Raw genomic sequence first — 22255 nt, 5'->3', positions numbered from 1 at the left:
ATTAAGTTTATTTACGAAGTTAATCATTGAAAACTGATTCTGAATCCTGCATAAAAATTACGCCCGGCTGCAGTATTGAAATACCGATTACCTACTGCGTTAATATCATTACCCAAACTATATACCTGATTAAGTAAATTATCAATACCTGTAAAAAGCTGAATACCTGTATTGCCTTTCTTTAATTGTTGGCTCAGCTTAACCTGTACCAGCTGATAAGGATCCGCAAAAACAGTGGCTGCATCATTCAGAGAAATTTTTCCGGTAAAATTAACATTACAGAAAATGGCCAGCCCCGATTTTGTTTTAAAATCAAGTCCTGTAACCCAAACAGAAGTTGGTACCCCTGTTAAGGGATTATTATTTAGCTGCAATGAACCTTGCTGAATATTAGTGAACCGATAAGGCTGATAACTGAATGCTCCCTTGTATTCCAAATCGAATGACTGTCCTTTTACCATTTGCATTATCCTGTAACGAATATTCAATTCAGCACCATGTTGTCTGGTTCCGCCTGCATTAACAAAATATTCATTCCCACCTGCATCCGTTCTTCTTACAATGGTGTTCTGCAGGTTAAAGCGATAATAGGAAATATCAAAAACAAAATGGTCATCGCCAAGAACTCCTTTTATGCCAGCTTCCATATTCCATCCCTGTTCCGCATTCAGTAAGGGATAAAATTGTCCGTCCGATGGTCTGATTTCTGCAAGCGTAGGGGCTGAAAATCCCCTTGAAACCACACCATACAAATTCAATTTGGGAGACACGGTATAATTGAATGAAAACCTCGGACTTATTGGAGAAGCAATCTTTCTGTAATTGAACAACTCGGATGCTCTTTGCATAGACTTGTACATATAATCCTGCTGACTAATACTTACCCCTCCCTGAAGAAACAATCCCTTAAAGGGTTTCCATTTTATCTGTGTAAATACAAAAGCCTGCTGACTGTAAATAATATCATCAGCAAAAAGATTGGCAGGTGTTCCTTTGTTGTTTGCATAATTTTTTATGCCAGCCTCATTGGCCATATATTCTGCACCGGTAGTCCACTGAAACTGATCGGAATTTTCAGTGGGGGATACTATCCACTGTATCCCCGTCATCAGATTCCTCTCCCTCCGTTTTTCATAATTGGTAATAAACGGATTTTCAAAACGGGTATTGGAGTATCCAATAAAAGCATGAATGGCATGCCGTTTATTAATCTGATAAATATCCTGCAAACCTATCCAGCATGTAGCATTACGAATGGATGCATTCTGCTCAATTGCCCCAGGTAAAACAGGCGTAGCCTGTCTGGACAATCTGGGATTCATGGCTACCTGTGCAGCAGTAATACCCCCCGGAGTCTGATAAAATAAATTGGTAAAAAGCAATCCAGACTTAATCTGATGTTTGTTAATCTGAACTGTATTCTGCCAGAAAATTCCAGATCGGTTCATTGCTGAGTGATCTCTGTACCCATCCTGCGCCAACCGATGCATTTGCAAGGTTGAACTCCATTGACGGGAATGATACTGCTGGGTTACCTGTTGCTGATTGTATCCATATGATCCTGCACTTATATCAATCTGCGTTTTATACTTTGGCTTATCTGCAAATGAAGCATTTTGCTTCAATAATAATATTCCTCCGGTACCTGCACCATACATGCTGGATGCAGGCCCTTTGGCCACTTCAATCTGGTCAAGCTGGGTAAGATCTATCAGATTCAGATAAGTATTTCCGGTAGCATCTGTAAATGGAATCTGATTCCAGTACACTTTAATATTTCTTATTCCGAAGGGTGATCTCAGTAAACTACCTCTTACCGATAAACGATAACTTCCCGGTGAACGTTCTTCCATTCTGATACCCGGGACCCGGTTTAATGCCGGCAATGCAGATGCGGCGGAAAAGGATTGAAAATCTTTTTGTCCAATAAGGGCAACAGCCGCAGGTGCTTCCTTCCACTTTACCCTACTGTTAAAAACAGTAACCATCACATCCTCTAAGGGCTTTTCTGCCGAAATAGTTGAATCCTGAGCAAATGCCAGATGACAAAACAAAAAGAATAAACCGGCTAGTGTAGATTTTTTTAAGATCATCATGAGGATAGCTATCAAATAACAAAGCCCGAAATGAATCGGGCTTTATCAGTTCATATGTTATTTTATTTCTTCATGTACATTACTTCTTTTACCAGCTTAACCGTTCTGGTTACATCCGGCACTGCCAATGCAGTCAGATTCGGCGCATAGTGCATAGGAGCATCTGCGCTGGTAATTCTTCTTATTGGCGCATCCAGGTAATCAAAACCTTCTTTCTGAATGCGATAACTAACTTCAGAAGATACAGAAGCAAAAGGCCATTGTTCTTCTACAATCACCAATCTGTTGGTCTTTTTTACACTTTCTAATATGGTCATCCAGTCTAGTGGTCGGATGGTTCTCAAATCAATTACTTCTGCACTTACGCCTTCTTTTGCCAACTCATCAGCCGCTCCCAAAGCCACTTTCATCATTTTATTAAACGAGACAATGGTAACATCTGTACCCTGTCTTTTAACATCCGCTTTTCCTAACGGTATATAATATTCTTCATCAGGCACTTCACACTTATCACCATACATAACTTCACTTTCCATGAACATAACGGGATCTTCTTCAAATCGGATGGCCTGCTTTAATAAACCTTTTGCATCATACCCATTTGATGGAGATACCACTTTTAAACCGGGAATATTTGCGTAGTAGCTTTCAAAAGCCGTTGAGTGTTGTGCCCCTAACTGACCAGCACTTCCGTTCGGGCCTCTGAAAACAATAGGACAACCAATTTGTCCGCCACTCATGGCAAGCATTTTTGATGCAGTATTCAGTATCTGATCCATGGCCAAAACTGCAAAGTTCCAGGTCATGAATTCAACGATGGGTCTTAACCCATTCTGAGCAGCACCCACCCCTACAGCAGCAAAACCCAACTCAGCAATGGGAGTGTCAATAACACGTTTATCGCCAAATTCAGCCAGCATTCCCTGACTTACTTTATATGCTCCATTGTACTGTGCTACCTCTTCCCCCATTAGGAATACTCTATCATCTCTTCTCATTTCTTCACTCATCGCTTCCCGAAGGGCTTCTCTAAATGCTATTGAACGCATAGTTGCTTATTTTAAAATGTGCACAAAAATAGAATTTAAACCTATACAAAAGCAAAAAACCCCTCCTGAGTTTTCACCAGGAAGGGTTTTTTATAACTTGTTAAACGTTTATTAGAATACGTTCCAGCCAAAGCTTACATAATATAAACCTCCGATCTGTACGTTTCCAAAACCGTTGTAGTAGTATTTGTTGAAAATATTGGTACCACCTACTTTAATCAACGACTTAATGCTTGGTAGTTTATAGCTAACCATTGCGTCAACAGTTGAGTAAGAAGGAACCTGACCTACAGCAAATGTACCTTCGTAATTGAAGGAATCCACCCATCTGTAAGTTACATTGAAGCCATAACGGTTGTCTTTTCCAAATCCGCTATTAGAGAACCCTGCATTAAAGCGGTACTTAGGCGTATTGAAATAAGATACAAAACCCGCTGGCAAATCACCAATTACATCAGAATATAAGTTGGCGTTTACAGAGAAGTTTTTAGGCATCAGATATTCCAAAGAAGCACCCCATCCTTTTACATCAACAGAACCTGGTGCATTGGTAGAAATGCTGTAAGCAATTCTTCTGTTTGCATCTAACAGGTTCAATGGACTTGGAGGTAATCCAGCTCTTGCCTGAATTACGGTTACACCACTTAAGAAGTCTCTGTAACGGGCAGTATATGCGTAAACGTCAATCAACAAACGCTTTCCAATTAAACCCTTGTAACCTACTTCAAATGAAGTGGTAGATTCAGGTTTAAATTCTCCAAATTGTTGTTGTTGAAGTAAACCAGGATTTGGAGCACCCGCTAAAGCACTTGCACCAAAAGCCTGCACACTTGCTAATGTATACGCAGGGTTGCCATTGAAATTGTAGAAATCTCTCAACTGAGGCAAACCTCCCATTAAACGGGTACCACCACCTACAAGAAGGTTGATCCACTGATTCTGTGTAGTTGGGAAACGGTAAGCAGTCTGATAAGAGAAACGTAAATTATGATCCTGTGCCAACTTAATAACTGCAGAAACTCTTGGAGTAAAGCGGCCTTTGAAATTGGTGTTCTTGTCGTAACGACCAGAAGCAGTAATTTTTAAACGATCTCCGAACATTTTCTGAGAAATCTGCAAGTATGCACCTGTTTCAGTAATATTAATATTACCTGCAGTGTCAGCAAATAAAGTTCCCAGAGAATTCAGGCTGAACTGACGGATATTACCTCCAATCATTAAATCAGTTCCTTTTTCAGTTAAGCCAAGGTCATCTGATAAATTATACTGTGCTTCCAAACTTTTTAAAGTTGTTCTGTCTACAAATAAACCACCTCCCTGAGAAATTGGAGTGTTGGCAATTTGCTGGAACAATGGATTGTTTCCAATAAATCCGCTTGGTCTTCCCTGATCAGCTACATTTCTTGCAGCATTCAGGATATTCATTCTGTTGGCAGCAACTACTCCAGGTGCAGCAGTTTGTGCAGCAGCCAAAGCAGCAGTTGGAGTTAAACCAGCACCTAAACCAGCAGCATAACCACCAGCCAATGCAGCAATATAAGTTCCTACAGCACCGCTGGAAGCAGACCCTACAGTTGCACCCACAAATTGTGGGAACCACTGAGTTGCACTTGGTTTCCAGGCTTCATTAAATAAACGGGTTGCAATGGTAGAGTTGAAAGAACCACCGGAATTTTCACGTGTTGTGTAAGCTCTTACATACCAGTTCTTTGCTTTCAATTCAAATTTGTATTGACCCATTTTTAAATCCTTCAGAGAATAACGGTCGCTACCGGTGTATACGGTGTTACCCATACCCCAGTAACCAGCAAAAATGGCTTCAATTTTGTCGCTGATTTTATAATGTAAAGCACCACTTAATTTAACATTCAGTGTTGTTGGATTTACCACCTGACTTTCATCGTAACCAGTTCTGGAAACGTATAAAGGTGAATTGGCAAATGATCCTAAAACAGCAGAAGAAGGAATTGGTGTTGGAGTAGTGATACCAGGGAAAGTTCCCGCTGGCAACAATGCCAGGAATGGATTACCGGCAATTACACCTGCAAAAGCAGAACGCAAATCAGCATTGGTTTCATCACCATAAGTATTAACACCATCGTAATTTGGATCTGTTAAACGGTTTCCGGGAACCACATTACCATTCGGGTTGGCAGACAATGGAGAGCGCAGATAGTTGCCATTGTTATTGGCTAACCAATCCTGAGCCTGTACAAACTGAAGATTCATTTTGTATGCCCACTTCTCATTGATTTTTTTCGCGAAACGAACGCTCCAGTCGTAATAAGGAGATCTTGGACGCTGCTTATTATCAACATGGTTAACCCCAGACTTAATCTGGAAACTCAAGCCCTGATATTTGAAAGGACTTTTACTGTTAATCAACAAAGTACCGTTGGTACCACCCGGGCCATACAATGCAGAAGATGCACCTTGTAAAAGCTCCATGTTCTCAACGTCTAATTCTGTTAAGCCAATGATATTTCCCACAGAGAAATTCAATCCAGGTGCCTGGTTGTCCATACCATCCACAATCTGGTTCAAACGCGTGTTACCACTGCTATTGAAACCACGTGTACCCACACTGGTAAAAGTTAAACTGGCAGATACAACGTCTACTCCTTTCAAAGTAGCAATCATATCATAATAGTTGGCAGCAGGAGTATTTCTGATGGCAGCTGGTCCGATTCTTTCAATAGAAACCGGCGATTCAAGAATACGCTCAGGTACTCTTGATGCAGAAACAACAATCTCATCGCCCAATGTGAAAGCTGTTTCCAGCTCAACAACAATATCCTGATTGTTATCCTTTACAACAACTTCCTTGGCTGCATAACCTACAGAAGAAATCACAAGGGTAAAAGGTAATTTTTGAACAGTGGAAAATTTAAAACTTCCTTTGTCATCGGTATAGGTACCTGCAGTACCTCCTTTAACTGAAATTGAAACCGCAGAAAGGAGTTCTTTGGTCTTTCCATTTTTTACACTGCCGGAAACGGTTGTCTGCTGAGCCATTACTGAAATACTCAATAAAAGCGCAAAGATAGACAGGCCGAAATGGGTTAATAGTCTTCTCATATTGGCAATTTTAGTTTGAATTGTAAGGCAAAATAATGTATGTTCCCCTCACATAAAAATTTAATTTGTACAATAAATCAGCTGTTTGTGGACAAATTTTGATGGAGTGGGTAGGTTTTAGAAAAATAGCAGTCTAATTTTGGGAAATGGCACAGTATAATTTCCCCGACCAAACCGGTTTTTACAGAGGCAAAGTAAGAGATGTTTATTCCATTGGCAGCCAGTGGCTGGTGATGGTAGCAAGTGACCGGATTTCAGCATTTGATGTTATTTTACCCAGGACCATTCCCTACAAAGGTCAGGTACTGAATCAGATAGCTGCATACATGCTTCAACAGACCACTGATATCTGTCCTAACTGGTTAATGGATTCACCGGCCCCCCATGTTTCCATAGGCAGAAGATGTGAACCCTTTAAAATTGAAATGGTAGTAAGGGGAAACCTGGTAGGCCATGCCTGGCGAACTTACCAGTCAGGAAACCGAACCATTTGCGGGGTTACCATGCCGGAAGGATTAAAGGAAAATGACTTTTTCCCGACACCCTTAATTACCCCGTCTACAAAAGCAGCAGAAGGTCACGATGAAGATATTTCTAAAGAAGCCATTATTGCGGGGGGATTGGCAACTGCTGAAGAATGGAATGTACTGGCTCAATACGCGCTGGCCTTATTTCAAAGAGGAAAAGAAATTGCGGCCAAAAGAGGATTGATTCTGGCCGACACCAAATATGAATTTGGCAAATTAGGAGATACCATTTACCTGATGGATGAAATTCACACACCGGATTCATCCAGGTATTTTTATGCAGATCAGTTCGAAGAAAAACAGATCAGCGGCGAAAGACAAATTCAATTGAGTAAGGAATTTGTAAGAGAGTGGTTAATCGCCAATCATTTTATGGGCAAGGAAGGACAAAACGTACCTGAAATGAGCGATGAATGGGTAAACACCATCAGCAAAAGATACATTGAATTATACGAAAAAGTAATTGGGGAAACCTTCCTGCCGCAGAACTTTACTGAAGACGAAACTTACCGCGCTGTTGTGCAATCACTAGAAAAAATACAATAAGGAAAATGAGGCAGGATTAAATCTCCTGCCCCATTTCTTTTTTTGCCTGTATTATTTCATCCAGCCTGGGTCTGATCCTGGCCTGGCTTTTATTAAAAATATTACGCCCCTTATCAATGCCTTTTCTAATTTCAGCCTGTCTTTCAGCAGGCATATGAATGGTGTCTTTACACTCTTTACTGCAACATCCTTCATATTTTTCTGCACAGGAAGTACATTGTATAAAAAGTAAATGGCAACCATCATTCTTACAGTTGGTATGGCTATCACATACAGCTCCACACTGATGACAATGTGCAATAATATCCTCGGTAATCCGCTCTCCCAGCCTGTCATCAAAAACAAAGTTCTTCCCAATGAATTTGGGCTCCAGTTCCTGACGCTTGATTTCATTGGCGTAATGAATAATGCCCCCTTCCAAATGATACACTTTTTCAAATCCTTTGTGTAACATGTAAGCACTGGCTTTCTCACATCTGATTCCTCCCGTACAATACATCACTACGTTTTTATCTTCCTTACCCTGCAACATTTCCACTGCCATGGGCAACTGTTCCCTGAATGTGTCGGAAGGAATTTCAACCGCATTGGCAAAATGTCCCACTTCATATTCGTAGTGATTGCGCATATCAATCACAATGGTATTGGGATCGTTCAGCATTTCGTTCATCTGGGCTGCATTTAAATACTTGCCTTTACGCTCCATAGAAAATGCAGGATCATCAATGCCGTCCGCCACAATTTTATCTCTGACTTTTATTTTGAGCACCCAGAAACTTTTCCCTTGTGTTAATGGATCATTTAAACCAGAAGGATCTTCTACAGCAATATTCAATCGCAAATCTTCCAGTCCGGGAATGGAGTTCATGATGCTTTTAAATTCATCCATATGATGTTCCGGAACGCTGATCTGTGCATTGATTCCTTCTTTGGCAATATATACCCTTCCAAACACCGAAATGGCATTGTACATTTTGTACAGCTGGTCCCTGAACTCCTGTGGATTCTGAACTGGGAAATAACGATAAAAACTAATCGTAATTCTTTTGAACGTTTCTTGCATCAAACGTTCCTTTAGCTCCTTATTGGAGACACGATTATGTAGTACTGCCATAAATAAATTTTAGACATAGCTGCTGCTATGTTCCGTTAAACAATGGAGCTGCTTGCAGGGCAGCCAAAATTCACAGCAAAAGTACAAATTATCTTCCAACAGGCAATGCAATCCGGATACCCGAACGCTGAGCGCCCCCCAGTTCAACAGAGCGTATATAATCCACCCGAATAACCTTGAAGATATTTTCCAGACCAGCAAAATATTCTACATAATAATTCCCCTTCTCCAGCATCAATGCATTGGCACCGGTAACCAGAAACCAATTCAGCTTCTTAAAGCCCGGAATTTTATTGGTTAATAAACCATTCAAATGGTATTCAATATGACCTGTTCCATACAATGCTGCAGTGTTGCTGAACCTATAATAAGGAGCCAGCTGAAAAGAACTGGTGAAAGGGCTGGCCAGAATAACCTGGTTGCCAATAAAATGAATCTGATCGGGTTCAAATACTTTTGTTTTTGTAAAAATCCACCTGTGGAAAATGCATATTTCAATTCACCGGCAAGTCCCAGATTCATTTCATCAGAAATATTCAATCGCCATTTGGTATAATCTGCGTCGGCACCCAAAATACCTGAAATGGCTTTGGTAACAGATAAATTAAATGTGGGATAACCGGAACCAATATTCACTTTGCGATCAGGGTATTCAATATACCTTGCACCTGGAATCCAGGTCAGGCTGGCATTCAGCAGCAATGCCTGATTAGGCTGCATGGGTCCTGCCCCCATTTCAGAAGGATAATTACCCGTAAAAGATCTGTTGGGAAAATCTTTCCAGAAAGCAATATCAGGAAGATTATTCAAAGGTCTTCTATTCTGGTATTGAAGAGAACCCGAAAAGTTCAACCCATTTCCAATACCCGCATTATAATTGATTCGGAAAAAATCCGCCTCATAAATTTTCATGAAATTCTGTTCTCGCAAAAGCGTATAAATAGAGTTAATGGGTTCAGAAATAGGAGCAGCATTGTTAAACTGAAAAACCTTTTTACCCCCCGCAATCTGCAAAGACTGAAAATACTTTTTCCCAAAACTATAATTCAAGGCAAGTGAAGGATTAAAATGCCTGTTCGCAAATCCATACCGGAATTCAGGCGTAATGGTTAATGATTTTCTACCCTCGTATTGTTTTCTCCACTGAGGTGCCACCAATAAAACACCTCCTTCCACTGTATTAAAGTTTAAAGAATTAATAAGCGGATCAATACGAAAAGTTGTTTTTTCTTTTCTTTTAGAAAAGGTTTTGCCAGTAAGCAAAACAGACCCGATACTTATCTTGTTTCTTATTTTATCCAGTGAATCCAGGTAGGCCGGGGATTCCCTTACTTTCTCCAGGCTGTCTTTTTTCTGATAATCCCTTACTTCTTCAGCCAACAAGGGTAATGGACGGATACTATCCCAATAAGTCATTGGTTTTTTATTGGCACTATCTTCATAACGGCGAATTACATTATTAAAAAACCGGGGTTTAAAAACAGGCGTAATATCAAACTGATTGTATACCTGCAGGAAATTTCCGAAAAAATCGAAACCAAAGAATTTACCATAAGGATAAATCATTTGTTGTTTAATTACCCAAAACGATTTTAAAGGAACATATTGTTGCTGAATAACCAATGAATCCAGCAGTTGCATCTGTTGCTCTCTCACCAGTTTAAGATCAACACTCTGTATATGCCAGTCGTTTTCTGTTATATGAATATACCCTGTAAATAAGGGCTCGTAGTTTCTTCTGGGTATTACACGTATGCGGTTGATTTCTTTTCCTGACTCATAAAATGTACCTTCAAATTTATACTTGTAAAAATTCAAGGCATTATCGGATATGGGGGATATAAACCCTCTTGGATTCAATCCATCTCCCAGGGAAACCATATTGTCGTAGAAAGAAATAATCTGTGGATTGCCAAAACCAAATCCATTACTTCTGCCACTTACTTTTGTTGAAACAATCTCTACTTTTTTCTGATTGGGTTCACTTACCGAATACTTCGCAATTGTTTCTGATAGAAACAACATTTTCCTTTTACTGGTATCCCCGTCTTCAAAATCTACTTTCTGACCCAGAAAACTTTTGGGATAATCACGAAGCTGCATTTGTCCTTTTATATAAACTTCAGCAGAAAACTGCTTAATTTCTGTTGCATTAGCTTTTCTGCTGGCAATGGCATTTCTTATTATACCATAAGCAGGATCTTCTCCGCCGGTTTTTACAATTACTTCATTTAACTGGTAGGTTTGGTTTACCAGAAAAATATCAAGCTTGATTGGCTGATTGCCAACTACAATATTTTTTTCCTGCGATTGATATCCAATATATTGAAACACCAGTGTGTACTTTCCCGGACTAAGTAACAAACTATAAAATCCATTGCTATTGGCGGTTGCCCCACTGGTTGTTCCTTTCACCAGAACCGAAGAAAAAGGCAGGGGAGACTGATTGGAAGCAGAACTTATGATTCCTGAAACGGTATTGGCCCATACAGGCATCTGAGCAAGAAAGAATAATAACAGAACTGCTGCCTTTTTACACATAAAAATAATTTGAATACAAAAAAAGCCCCAATACCTGATAATACAGGTTGGGGCTCTATAAATTGATGTTAATTTATTAACCTTTTATGCGATCCTGCCAGGCTAGCATCCCACCTGTTACATTAATCAGGTTAGAGAAGCCTGCTGTTTCCAGAATCAGACAAGCCTGTCCACTTCTGTTTCCGCTTCTGCAATACATGTAGACAGGTTCGTTTTTCAGGTGTTCTATTTCATCCAACTGCATGGTTTGAATATGACCCAGTGGTATATGCATTCCACCAATATTAAAATCGGCTCTTTCGTGGGGTTCTCTTACATCTACCAGATTAATTGGCTCTCCACTATCTAGTTTGGCTTTTAATTCTTCTACAGTTATTGTTTGCATATATTATTATTAAGGATGATGATTTACGGTATCTTTTACCGGTGCCTGTTCACTTATGTAAAGGTCGATTAATTGACCGGATCTTATTTTATTTTTTGCAGGATTGCCATCTATCCCCGGAACATCACTCCAAAGAGGAGGATTTTGCCGGATAACAAAAGCAGTGGAAGAGTCTCTTACTGAACCGGCTGCTATAATTGAGCCTATATTAATATTCATACCGGTAAGCGTTGCTCTTGCCTGATCAAGCGTAAGTCCAACCAAATCAGGAACATCCAATTCATCTCCGCCAATACCGCTCCCCAACACCAGGTTAATAATTGTACCAATTGGAACTTTCTGTCCGGGTTTAACCGGAGTTCCATTAATCAATTGCTCCAAAACGGCATTACGGGCTATATCCGGTTTATAGGTAACAAAGCCCAGCTTTAAACCAAGGCTTTGCAAATACATTTCTGCACTTCTGATTGAGAAACCAGTAAGATTGGGCATTTCCACTTGTGGCGGAATGGTTCTGTTCAGCGTTAAATAAATCCTTCTGCCTGTTTTTACAATGGCATCTGCTTCAGGAGACTGTCTAATTACAGCCTGCTTGGCGATGGTGTCAATATAAACTGAATCCTGAATAACTACTTCAAAACCCTGATCTTCCAGTAATTTTTGTGCAGCAATAATATGCTGTCCGGCAACATTGGGCACTTTCTCAAACTTGCCATATCCGGTTATCCAGTCAAGTGATCCAAAAAATAAAAGTATTAACAGAAGAATAATTCCTATCCCTGTTAAGATGTTTACCCAAAGTGGTTTATCTGTAATGAATTTGAACACTTGCTATTATTAATTTAGGAAATAATTTAGTGAAATGCCTGCTCAATTACCGCTGAATAAAAATCAGTCAGACTCATCCCCATTGCCCTCACCTGCTGAGGGATTACAGAAGCATCGCTTTGTCCGGGCACCGTATTTACTTCCAGCATAAACGGTTTCTGTTGCTTTGTGTCGTAAATAAAATCTACCCTTACTACTCCTCTGCAATTGAAGATTTCATAGACCCTTTTTGCTGCAGCTTCCAGAGAAGCTTTCATTTTTTCATCAATAACCGCCGGCGTTGTTTCAATGCTTTTTCCCTGATACTTGGCTTCAAAATCGAAGAACTCATTCTGGGTTGTTATTTCAGTAATAGGTAAAACCTTAATTATACCATCCTGCTTAAATACTCCAATGGTAAATTCTCTGCCACCAATAAATTCTTCTACCAGAATCTGGTGATCTTCCCTGAAAGCTTTAACTATAGCGGGTTCCAGTTCTTCTGCGCTGTTCACTTTACTCATACCTATACTACTGCCCCCATTATTGGGTTTTACAAACAAGGGCAATTGCAGTTGGGAAAGTATTTCGCTTGCGGGAACAGGTGTATGACTGAACAAATGCATAGACTTAGCTACTGCAATACCTCCAAACGAAGCAACCGCAACGGTATATCGTTTGTTCATGGTTAATGCTGAAGTGGCCGCGTCACAGCTGGTATAAGGCAATCCAATCAAATCAAAATATCCCTGCAATTTTCCATCTTCACCCGGTGTACCATGAATGCACATCAATGCCACGTCAAAAACAATATTTTCATTGTTCTCCACAATGGAAAAATCTGCTTTATCCACGGGTAGTTTTTCACCTGAAGCTGCTTCATACCACCAACCAGAGGCATTGATATCAATTTTATAAACGGTATACTTATTCCGGTCAACATGATTGCCAACCGTTAAAGCACTCTTGTAACTGATTTGCGCTTCTCCGCTCAACCCTCCTGTAACCAATGCAACTTTTCGCTTCATTTGATAATTTGTGCAATTAAATATGCATTTTAGCCTTCTTAGCCATTAATTCATCAATCGTTTCCTGATACATTTCATCAGGAACACAACAATCTACCGGACAAACTGCCGCACACTGTGGTTCTTCATGAAATCCCTGACACTCAGTACACTTATTGGGAACAATAAAATAAGTATCCAGACTAATAGGAGCAAAACGCTGGTCTGCATCAACCGTTGACCCGTCCATTAACTGAAAACTCCCCTTGATGGTAGTACCGTCGGCAATAGCCCACTCTACTCCGCCTTCATAAATTGCATTATTAGGACATTCTGGCTCACAGGCCCCACAATTGATACACTCTTCTGTTATTTTGATTGCCATACGAAATGGGTTTGTTAGGTTTGTAAAATTACTTTTGCAGTACCAAAAATACGGTTGACAAATGATTTTACAAGAACGAATTGGATTATTATCCCGATTAGGTCAATATATTCTGTCGAATACCCCCGACTGGCAGGAAGTAAAAGAAAGAGCATATCGTGAAAACCAATGGTTTGTTCCGGAGTTCATTAATAAAGCCAGCGAACAAATTGCCCAAAGCTTTCTTGATGAAGATAATTTAACGGCATGGGCCAATCAATATCAGATTCCGGACGCTTTATCCCATCCGAAGCAGGTCGGCATTGTAATGGCTGGCAATATCCCGTTGGTGGGTTTCCACGACTTCCTTTGTGTATTTGTTTCAGGAAATATCAGTGTAATTAAACCCTCATCAAAAGACGAGGTACTTATCAAGCACCTGATAGCCAAATTGTACGAATGGGACGTAAGAATACAGAACTGGGTTTCTTTTGCTGATAAGCTAAAAGGCCTGGACGCCTATATTGCTACAGGAAGTAATAATTCCAGCCGCTATTTTGATTATTATTTTGGCAAATACCCCCATATCATCCGAAAAAACAGAACTTCTGTTGCCATTCTGGATGGATCAGAATCGCAGGAAACGCTTTCCTTGCTGGCAGATGACGTGTTACAGTATTTTGGCTTAGGCTGCAGAAATGTTACACAAGTGTATGTGCCGGAAAATTATGATTTTCAACCTTTGCTAGCTGCGTTGAAGAAGTATCCTGAATTTATTGACTATCACAAGTACAAACACAATTATGACTATCACCTGGCTTTACTGATAATGGGGGGAAAGTACTATATGAACAATGACCTGATGGTGCTTACAGAAAATGCTTCTCCCTTTTCACCGGTAAGTCAACTGCATTTTGCCTACTATCAGAACAGACAAATGCTGATAGAGCAGTTGCAAAAAGACGAAGCCATTCAATGTATCGTTGGGATGGGATTAATCCCATTTGGCCATGCCCAAACCCCCGGACTGAGCGACTATGCAGATGGAATAGATACCATGGAATTCTTAACAGGCTTGTAAAGATGACATTTTTTCGGAAAAATTTGTTAAATGGTGTCATTGGTCAACTGTCAATTAAACAGCTTTGTTTATTTGCTATTGAATAGGCACATTAATTGATTAAATTTATTAAAACAAACAGCGCATATGAATTGGAAAAATGGTTTACTGATCGTAGGCATTAGTGCCTCTACCGCCCTAGCTAGTGTTTGGGGCTACGGTAAATATATGGAGAACCAACAGGCTGGAATTCAGGAACAAGGGAAATTACCAGTGAATTATGCTGGATTTATGAGTGGTGCTAATAATGCGGCAAACAATGCAATTGATTTTACTGCAGCCGCCACCACGGGAACCCCTGCCGTTGTGCACATTAAAACCAGAACCAAGGCCAAACAAATCAGCAGTTCGCAACGCCAGCGTAATCCGTTTTCGGATATGTTCGGTGATGATTTCGGCGATTTCTTCGGAGGCCCCAGAATACAGCCTGAACAAAGAGCCAGCGGAAGTGGTGTCATCATAACAGAAGATGGATATATCGTCACCAATAACCACGTGATTGACGGAGCGGATGAAATTAATGTTACGCTTGCCAATAAAAAATCCTACAAAGCCACATTAATTGGGCAGGACCCAAACAGCGATCTGGCTGTAATTAAAATTGAAGGAAAGGCATTCCCTTATATTGTTTACGGCAATAGCGATGACGCCAAATTAGGCCAATGGGTATTGGCCATCGGCTATCCTTTTAGTCTGGACGTAACCGTAACTGCAGGCATTATCAGTGCAAAAGCAAGATCAATTGATATCAATGGAAGACAGGGAGCCAACCCAATTGAATCCTTTATTCAAACCGATGCCGCAGTAAATCCGGGCAATAGCGGTGGCGCGCTTATCAATACCAATGGAGAATTAATTGGCATCAACTCTGCCATTGCTTCTCCTACCGGATCTTATGCAGGTTACTCTTATGCCATCCCAGTAAATATGGTTAAGAAAATAGTAACCGATATAGTTAAATTCGGTACGGTTCAAAGAGCGTATATCGGAATCAGTTATCCAAAGGAAAACTTATCTGATGAAGCCAAGAGAGAACTGGAAAAAGAGTTAGGCACTGCCTACAAAGAAGGAGAAGGTGTTTATATTACAGATACTCCTGAAGGGGGTGCTGCTGCAAGTGCAGGATTAAAAAAAGGAGATATTATCACGAAGATTCAGGGTGTTAACATTACCAGTGGTCCTGAATTACAGGAACAAGTAGCCCGCTACAAACCCGGCGATAAGGTTACAGTACAATACAAGCGTGGTGGAAAGGAAAATTCTGTAACAATTACGCTGAAAAATAAAGCAGGAAATACCGATTTGGTTAGACGCAGCAGTGTGATTGAAAAACTGGGAGGAGAACTGGTAAACCTAGACAAGAAAGTGGCCACTGCTAATGATGTTCCGGGTGGTGTATTAGTTAAGAAAGTAGGAAATGGCTTACTAAGCAAGAGCCGCATGGAAGACGGCTTTGTTATTACTGGTATCAACGGAAAAGAAATTGTAAATCTCGACGAACTGAAGATTGCACTGGGAAATATAAAAACCGGAACCATCCGCATAGATGGATTCTATCCCGGATTTGAAGGAAGATATACTTACCCGCTGCAGATCACTGAAGAATAACAAAAAGATTTTCTTGCCTTAATAAGGTAACTAGTAAAATAAAATCCCCGCATAATTGATGCGGGGATTTTTGTTAAGAAGCAATCAATCAATTATTTTCTCATACACCAGGTACTCCCCTGCCTGCAATTCAAAGCTTTCAGCTTGCTTAAATTGAAATATCAAATCTGAAAATACATTCCGGAAACTTCCCTTTAACCAGTCATGGTCAATAGAAATTCGCAATCTGTTATGCTTTGAAACATTCAACAATACCAAAACTATTTCTTTGCCGCTTCTTCTGAAAAATGCCATCAATGAGTGATCCTGATCGGAAGGAAGTATATGCGTTTCGCCTTTGTAAATGGCAGCATTTCTCATTCTCAGGCTGGTAAGCTTCTGATAAAAAGTATGCAGGGAAGGCTGTTCCTTCCATTCAATTAAATCCTTATCAAAAAAAGCCAAACGTTTCAGCATTGGATTTTCCTGACCGCTGTAAATTAAGGGCATGCCTGCCCATGTAAAAGAAAATACCGACCATGCAAGCGCCGCTGAACCATATTTCTCGTATTCGGTACCATTCCAGCTATTCTCATCATGATTCGAGGTAAAAAATAATTTAATCGCATGTCTTGGGTATTGCGAATAAGCATGTAATACATTTCTTATTTCATGTAAACTGCTATTCCCTTCTGCATATCTTCCTGTTTCATGCATCCACCACCAGGCATAAGTGGCATCAAAAACCTGATGATAGTCCTGCACTTCACATTCTGCCAACCAGAAAAGGGGCTTGGTTAATTCACAACTCAATCTTGCCTGCTGCCAAAAATCAATTGGCACCAAATGAGCCATATCACAACGGAAACCGTCAATATCAAATTCACTTACCCAATAGCGCATGGCTTTAATGAGTTCATGTCTCATTTCCGGAACGGCAAAATTCAAATCAATCACATCTTTCCAGCCATTTTTTTCAGTGAAGTTTCCCTCTTCGTCCTGCATAATCCAGTCGGGATGGTCCAATGTCCAGTGATGATCACAACCAGTGTGATTGGCCACCCAGTCAATAATCACTTTCAATCCCAGGGAATGGGCTTTATCAACCAATGCTTTAAAATCTTCTTTATTACCAAATTCCGGATTGATATCTGTGTAACTGCTACAGGCATAATAACTTCCTAAACTCCCCTGTCTGTTAGCCATACTTATAGGGGTAATTGGCATCAGCCATAGTATGGTAACCCCCATTTCCTTTAGCCTTGGCAGATGTTTTGCAAATGCAGCAAAACTACCTTCTGGTGTATATTGTCGAATATTAACTTCATATAAAGTAGCAGTATGCGCCCATGGCACTACGTGAAAAGATGACTTCATGTTTACCCAATCTTATACGGTAAGATAAGTGTTTATCGTTTTAAAAAACCTAAAACAACACTAAAAGCTATTACAGCCAATGCACCGGCTACATTCAACCATAAAAAGCCCAACCCAATTACATTGTATTTATCCAGCAGGAATAATGCTACCACTAACAACTCGCCAATAACCGCTGCCCAAAATACAGCCGTGCCTCCGATTTTTTTAAGATAAAATGCCACTAAAAAAATCCCGAGAATAACACCGTAAAACAGCGACCCTAAAACATTTACAGCTTCAATTAAACTGCCCATGCCTGTGGCAAACTGTGCGGTGATAATGCAGAATATACCCCAGAAAAAAGTATACCATTTAGAGAGCTGATAATCTTTCAACGATTGCGTTGCATGATCTGTTTCAGGTTTTTGCTTTAAAAACCGCTTATGAAAATCTACCATCGTGCAGGATGCCAGCGAATTCAGCGCAGCAGCAATGGACCCCCAGGCAGCCAGAAAAATAATGGCAATCAATAGTCCCACCAACCCTGCTGGCAAGAAGTCTACCACAAATCTTAAAAAAATATAGTTGGTATCATTGGTATCTGCAGCAGGCACTGCTTTTTTAATGACGGTTTTATACTCTTTTTTAAGGGTGGCCAATTTTTCAGCCCCCAACGCCACACTATCTTTTAATGCGGGTGTAGATTTCAATATGTACAATTTGCTATTCGCCTGCTGATTAAATTGCTGCTCCTCAAACTGATATCTTATTTGAAGCAATGAATCCCTGTAAGAGGTCTGCATAGCTTTATCCTCCGCAGCTCTGTTAAAGAAAATAGGTGAAGGATTAAACTGATAAAAGGTAAATAACAGTGCCCCAAGCAAAAGAATAAAAAACTGCATCGGTACTTTTACCAATCCATTCATGAGTAATCCTAACTTACTTTCTGATTCACTTTTGGCTGTCAGGTATCTACCCACCTGTGACTGATCTGTACCAAAATAAGAGAGAGCCAGAAAAAAACCACCAATAATACCACTGATAATATTATATCTGTCTTTCCAGTCAAACCCGTTTTCAGTAAACCCGGTTGTAATCACATTCATTTTCCCGGCTGCACCACTAACTGCCAGCGCTTCACTAAATCCTACATTTTCCGGCAAATGTTTTACAATCAGATAACCTGCAATAAACATCCCGATAAAAATGATGATTAGCTGTATCTGCTGAGTGTAGGCCACCGCTTTTGCACCACCGGTAACTGTATACACAATTAACAATCCACCCATTACAATATTGGTATAATAAATATCCCAACCCATTAGGGAAGACAAGATGATGGAAGGCGCGTAAATACTGATTCCTGTAGACAATCCTCTTGACAATAAAAAAAGTGCTGATGTAAAGGTTCTTGTTTTAACATCAAAGCGTTGTTCAAGATATTCATAGGCAGTAATCACTTTCAATTTGCTGAATAGCGGAACGAATGTGATACACAATACCACCATTGCTATGGGGATACCAAAATAATACTGAACAAAACGCATCCCATCGGTAAATGCCTGCCCGGGAGCTGAGAGAAAAGTAATGGCACTGGCTTGTGTACCCATGATACTCAGCAGCACAATATACCAGGGCATATTTCGGTTACTCAGAAAATAACCTTCCATGTCTTTACTGGTCTTACTTTTGTAAACACCATAAGCAATAATGCCAGTAAGCGTAATAATTAAAACAATCCAGTCTGTAAGTCTCATTTAAATAAGTTTGTCATCCATTCAAATAAAACAATCTGACACAGCAATACAACCAGTATGAAAATATACCAGCTGCGCCAGGATTTAAACAAGGGTATTTTCTCTTTCATTTTCTTGATCTTGAATTAAGTAGTCCTCCCCCCAATAATCCCAATGCCAGTCCAATCAACAGTCCCGCTTTAACATTTTTCAGAAACAGTCCAACAACTACCCCAATAATAACAAGCAAAAAAAACTTATTTTCTTTCTAGGTTGCATAGTTATTTATTATCAGTAGCGGCAATTAAGTTAGCCAATAATTTATAACTACCCGGCACTCCGGCTGGTAATTGCCGGAATAATACCAGGCTAACATAGGTAAAATACCCTTTCCCATATTTGGCCGTCACAAGACTACCCTTTGTAGGTGCATCGTTGCTATCCTTCATTTGAAAGAAAGCTTCATAAGGTGCTTTCACCGGCTCCATCTGATAAGTACTTCTTTCCTGAATCCAGTTATCAAAATCCTTCTCGCCAATCCGGTTGGGAAAATTCATAAAAGGGTGTTTTGCATTCAGCAATTCTACAGACGCTTTCTCTTCTGTTACCCTTACATTTGAAACAGAAAAATCGTAAGGCCCAACTTTTACCCGCTTATTTCCTATTAAATTATTCTTGAGGTATTGCACAATTAAGTGGCCGCCATTTTCTATGTATTGATTTAGCACATCGTTCTTATTGGTAAGCCACTCATGAATATTATACGCACGAATTCCAACCACAACAGCTGCATATTGTTCCAGCTTCGATGCAGCAATATCAGACTCATGTAAAATATCAACAGTGTGACCCAGTTGCATTAATGCTTCCGGCACCTTATCGCCGGCTCCAACTATATATCCTACTTTTTTTGGCGTTGAAAAAACAGGCTCATCAATCAATTGAATCTGATCTTTGTATAAGTAATTGATAGCAGGAATATGGTCATATCGAATGGACTTTAATTGCTGATCAAAAGAAAAAGATTGCTCGTTGCGCTTTAGCTGAACCTCTCCTGTTATGGTATTCCCTTTTTTCTTTTTAAGTACTTCAGACAGCGAAAGTGAATAGGGATAGATATTTCCCGCAATTAAATTATAACTGGTGTCTTTGGATACAAGTAAGTTTTTCTCGTCTTTTAAACCCAGCTTTACGGGAACAGCAGCAGCAGTAAAATTAGACTTGAACTGAAGTAGAATATCGGGTTGTACTATTGCCTTATTGTCCGGTGTTTTTAAATCTGAAAAAATTACTTTTTTGTTCAGAGAAACCAAAACGGGTGGAATCACCGTAAGAGGCTCGTACAATTCGCCTCTTACAAGGTCTACATATTTATATTGTACCGGTGACCTAAGATTCATTTTTTCTCCGTTAATACTAAAGGTAAAAATGACTTCAAAGTCTGGCAAGGAATTGGCAAGCCCAATCAAATCCTGATTGGTTACATTAAATGTACCCATGTCTTTCATAGGAGATGCCAGCCAATAAGGCTGACTAAGAGGCTGATTCGTAGGAACCGTATACTGATAGGTTAAATTGAAATTGATATTATTTTGTAAAGCCAGCTGTATGGACGAATCAAAAGCTGCTTTACCCTTCGACATCAATTGTATCTGCATCAAATTAATATTTGCATCCGTTCTTTTATTTATCTGGAATTGAATACCCAGTTTTTCTCCGGGAACAGCGAATTCCATTTCAGTAGTTGCTTCGGCCACCAATCCGGCGCTAGCTGCAATTAATCGCGTTATATCCGATAATTTCTGATCCTTCCATGTTGCATTCATCTGAATCATTTGAACCTGCCGATACAATTCAACTAATTTTGCAACTGCATTCTCAGGTTTTACAAATTGAAAATCATGAATCAATTCATCTATTTTCTGTTCAACTATTTTGCCTGAATGTCCAAATCTGCTCCAATCTGTTGTTACCCCATCCATTAACTGAGTTTTAGCAGAATCTCCCGCAATCGTTACAAAATATTCATAAAGAGGACCTTTTCTTCTGGGCCTTCCCTCTCCCTGACTTTTGTGCATTGATCTGGCTTCTCCTCCTACCTCACCATAACTCTGACCCAGAAATGGATTATAAACGCCTGCATTGATTTTTAACTGATTTTCACTGGTTGTATTGGCTCCTCCAAAATTGAAAGTATTCCACAACAAACGTTTGGCCTGCCATACACTTACTCCTTTTTTTAACTGTTCGGGAAATTGATTCGGATCTCCGGCAGCTTTAAAAGCTTGTATGGATAAAATGGCAGAAGATGCATGATGACCATGTCCGGCTCTTGCATCGGGAGGAAAACGGTTGATAATAATATCGGGCTGAAACTTTCTGATTACCCATACCATATCAGCCAGCACTTTTTGCTGATCCCATATAGAAAGTGTCTCATTAGAGGTTTTACTGAACCCAAACTCATAGGCACTGGTAAAATATTGTTCTGAACCATCAATTTTTCTTGCTGCCAGTAATTCCTGGGTTCGGATAAGACCCAGATCAATCCCCTGCTCAGAACCAATCAGGTTTTGTCCCCCATCTCCTCTGGTTAAACTGAGATAGGCAGTCCTGTACTTTTTTTCTTTTGCCAGATAAGGCAAAAGACTGTTGTTTTCATCGTCCGGATGCGCAGCAATATATAATACACTACCTGCTACTTTCAATTTTTGCAACTCCTGAAAAATGGCAGCACTTCCCATCGGTTCCGGCAATTGTGCATTCAGACTGGAAACGCCCATGCCACAGGCTGCAAAAAAGACCAAGACTAAGTATCTATTCACTACATTCGAAAGCATAGTATAAAATTGGTGTTTAAACGAAGATAACCATAGTTATCACTCTTGCTTACCCATTCAAATAAAAATATGATGAGTATCATAATTGAGAGTAATGCA

At 40.0% G+C, this 22255-nt stretch carries 14 protein-coding genes and 1 pseudogene; 3 read left to right on the top strand and 12 right to left on the bottom strand.

What is annotated here, in order from left to right:
* Positions 1-23 precede the first annotated feature (23 nt).
* The 3 genes from P767_RS17400 to P767_RS0101790 form a co-directional block, all read right to left on the bottom strand.
* Entirely contained in the window at positions 24-2096 is a 2073-nt protein-coding gene (locus P767_RS17400) for a TonB-dependent receptor (RefSeq protein ID WP_084799801.1), read from the bottom strand.
* Between the two features lie 62 nt (positions 2097-2158).
* Positions 2159-3145 (bottom strand): pyruvate dehydrogenase complex E1 component subunit beta, encoded by a 987-nt coding sequence (locus P767_RS0101795; RefSeq protein WP_026763175.1) that lies wholly within the window; start codon positions 3143-3145, stop codon positions 2159-2161.
* Between the two features lie 111 nt (positions 3146-3256).
* The gene (locus P767_RS0101790; RefSeq protein WP_026763174.1) at positions 3257-6223 is read right to left on the bottom strand and encodes a TonB-dependent receptor; all 2967 of its coding nucleotides are present in this window, start codon (positions 6221-6223) and stop codon (positions 3257-3259) included.
* Between the two features lie 146 nt (positions 6224-6369).
* Between P767_RS0101790 and P767_RS0101785 the strand changes: the two genes are divergently transcribed.
* Positions 6370-7296 (top strand): phosphoribosylaminoimidazolesuccinocarboxamide synthase, encoded by a 927-nt coding sequence (locus P767_RS0101785; protein ID WP_026763173.1) that lies wholly within the window; start codon positions 6370-6372, stop codon positions 7294-7296.
* 16 nt (positions 7297-7312) lie between these two features.
* Here the strand turns inward: P767_RS0101785 and trhO are convergent, their stop codons facing one another.
* The 6 genes and pseudogenes from trhO to P767_RS0101750 form a co-directional block, all read right to left on the bottom strand.
* Positions 7313-8410 (bottom strand): oxygen-dependent tRNA uridine(34) hydroxylase TrhO, encoded by a 1098-nt coding sequence (gene trhO, locus P767_RS0101780; protein WP_026763172.1) that lies wholly within the window; start codon positions 8408-8410, stop codon positions 7313-7315.
* An 88-nt stretch (positions 8411-8498) separates the two neighbouring features.
* Positions 8499-10906: pseudogene (locus P767_RS0101770) on the bottom strand (DUF5686 and carboxypeptidase regulatory-like domain-containing protein).
* A 121-nt stretch (positions 10907-11027) separates the two neighbouring features.
* Positions 11028-11336 (bottom strand): rhodanese-like domain-containing protein, encoded by a 309-nt coding sequence (locus P767_RS0101765; RefSeq protein WP_026763169.1) that lies wholly within the window; start codon positions 11334-11336, stop codon positions 11028-11030.
* Positions 11337-11345: 9 nt separating this feature from the next.
* The gene (locus P767_RS15295; protein WP_051416978.1) at positions 11346-12164 is read right to left on the bottom strand and encodes a PASTA domain-containing protein; all 819 of its coding nucleotides are present in this window, start codon (positions 12162-12164) and stop codon (positions 11346-11348) included.
* A 26-nt stretch (positions 12165-12190) separates the two neighbouring features.
* Positions 12191-13171 carry a D-alanine--D-alanine ligase gene (locus tag P767_RS0101755; protein WP_026763168.1) on the bottom strand — a complete coding sequence of 327 codons (981 nt, stop codon included), beginning with the start codon at positions 13169-13171 and terminating at the stop codon, positions 12191-12193.
* A gap of 16 nt (positions 13172-13187) precedes the next feature.
* Positions 13188-13535 (bottom strand): 4Fe-4S dicluster domain-containing protein, encoded by a 348-nt coding sequence (locus P767_RS0101750; RefSeq protein ID WP_026763167.1) that lies wholly within the window; start codon positions 13533-13535, stop codon positions 13188-13190.
* Between the two features lie 61 nt (positions 13536-13596).
* Between P767_RS0101750 and P767_RS0101745 the strand changes: the two genes are divergently transcribed.
* Complete coding sequence (locus tag P767_RS0101745; RefSeq protein WP_026763166.1) at positions 13597-14595, top strand: acyl-CoA reductase; 999 nt, start codon at positions 13597-13599, stop codon at positions 14593-14595.
* Between the two features lie 126 nt (positions 14596-14721).
* Complete coding sequence (locus P767_RS0101740) at positions 14722-16242, top strand: S1C family serine protease (protein ID WP_026763165.1); 1521 nt, start codon at positions 14722-14724, stop codon at positions 16240-16242.
* Between the two features lie 84 nt (positions 16243-16326).
* Here the strand turns inward: P767_RS0101740 and P767_RS15290 are convergent, their stop codons facing one another.
* The 3 genes from P767_RS15290 to P767_RS0101715 all read right to left on the bottom strand — a co-directional run bounded on the left by P767_RS15290 (position 16327) and on the right by P767_RS0101715 (position 22156).
* Positions 16327-17598, bottom strand: a complete 1272-nt coding sequence (locus P767_RS15290; RefSeq protein ID WP_037351530.1) for an alpha-amylase family glycosyl hydrolase — start codon at positions 17596-17598, stop codon at positions 16327-16329.
* 32 nt (positions 17599-17630) lie between these two features.
* Positions 17631-19337 (bottom strand): sodium:solute symporter family protein, encoded by a 1707-nt coding sequence (locus tag P767_RS0101730; RefSeq protein WP_026763164.1) that lies wholly within the window; start codon positions 19335-19337, stop codon positions 17631-17633.
* Positions 19338-19597: 260 nt separating this feature from the next.
* Positions 19598-22156 (bottom strand): PIG-L family deacetylase, encoded by a 2559-nt coding sequence (locus P767_RS0101715; RefSeq protein ID WP_037351528.1) that lies wholly within the window; start codon positions 22154-22156, stop codon positions 19598-19600.
* Between the last annotated feature and the right edge of the window lie 99 nt (positions 22157-22255).

The sequence above is a fragment of the Sediminibacterium salmoneum NBRC 103935 genome (genome assembly GCF_000511175.1).
GTDB lineage: Bacteria > Bacteroidota > Bacteroidia > Chitinophagales > Chitinophagaceae > Sediminibacterium > Sediminibacterium salmoneum.
Note: the sequence above shows the minus strand (reverse complement) of the source record. Positions and strands in the feature narration are given on the sequence as shown.

Coding starts and splice junctions, on each gene's coding strand:
- P767_RS17400 (WP_084799801.1), bottom strand. CDS start 2,096: ATGATGATCTTAAAAAAATCTACACTAGCCGGTTTATTCTTTTTGTTT.
- P767_RS0101795 (WP_026763175.1), bottom strand. CDS start 3,145: ATGCGTTCAATAGCATTTAGAGAAGCCCTTCGGGAAGCGATGAGTGAA.
- P767_RS0101790 (WP_026763174.1), bottom strand. CDS start 6,223: ATGAGAAGACTATTAACCCATTTCGGCCTGTCTATCTTTGCGCTTTTA.
- P767_RS0101785 (WP_026763173.1), top strand. CDS start 6,370: ATGGCACAGTATAATTTCCCCGACCAAACCGGTTTTTACAGAGGCAAA.
- trhO (WP_026763172.1), bottom strand. CDS start 8,410: ATGGCAGTACTACATAATCGTGTCTCCAATAAGGAGCTAAAGGAACGT.
- P767_RS0101765 (WP_026763169.1), bottom strand. CDS start 11,336: ATGCAAACAATAACTGTAGAAGAATTAAAAGCCAAACTAGATAGTGGA.
- P767_RS0101755 (WP_026763168.1), bottom strand. CDS start 13,171: ATGAAGCGAAAAGTTGCATTGGTTACAGGAGGGTTGAGCGGAGAAGCG.
- P767_RS0101750 (WP_026763167.1), bottom strand. CDS start 13,535: ATGGCAATCAAAATAACAGAAGAGTGTATCAATTGTGGGGCCTGTGAG.
- P767_RS0101745 (WP_026763166.1), top strand. CDS start 13,597: ATGATTTTACAAGAACGAATTGGATTATTATCCCGATTAGGTCAATAT.
- P767_RS0101740 (WP_026763165.1), top strand. CDS start 14,722: ATGAATTGGAAAAATGGTTTACTGATCGTAGGCATTAGTGCCTCTACC.
- P767_RS15290 (WP_037351530.1), bottom strand. CDS start 17,598: ATGAAGTCATCTTTTCACGTAGTGCCATGGGCGCATACTGCTACTTTA.
- P767_RS0101730 (WP_026763164.1), bottom strand. CDS start 19,337: ATGAGACTTACAGACTGGATTGTTTTAATTATTACGCTTACTGGCATT.
- P767_RS0101715 (WP_037351528.1), bottom strand. CDS start 22,156: ATGCTTTCGAATGTAGTGAATAGATACTTAGTCTTGGTCTTTTTTGCA.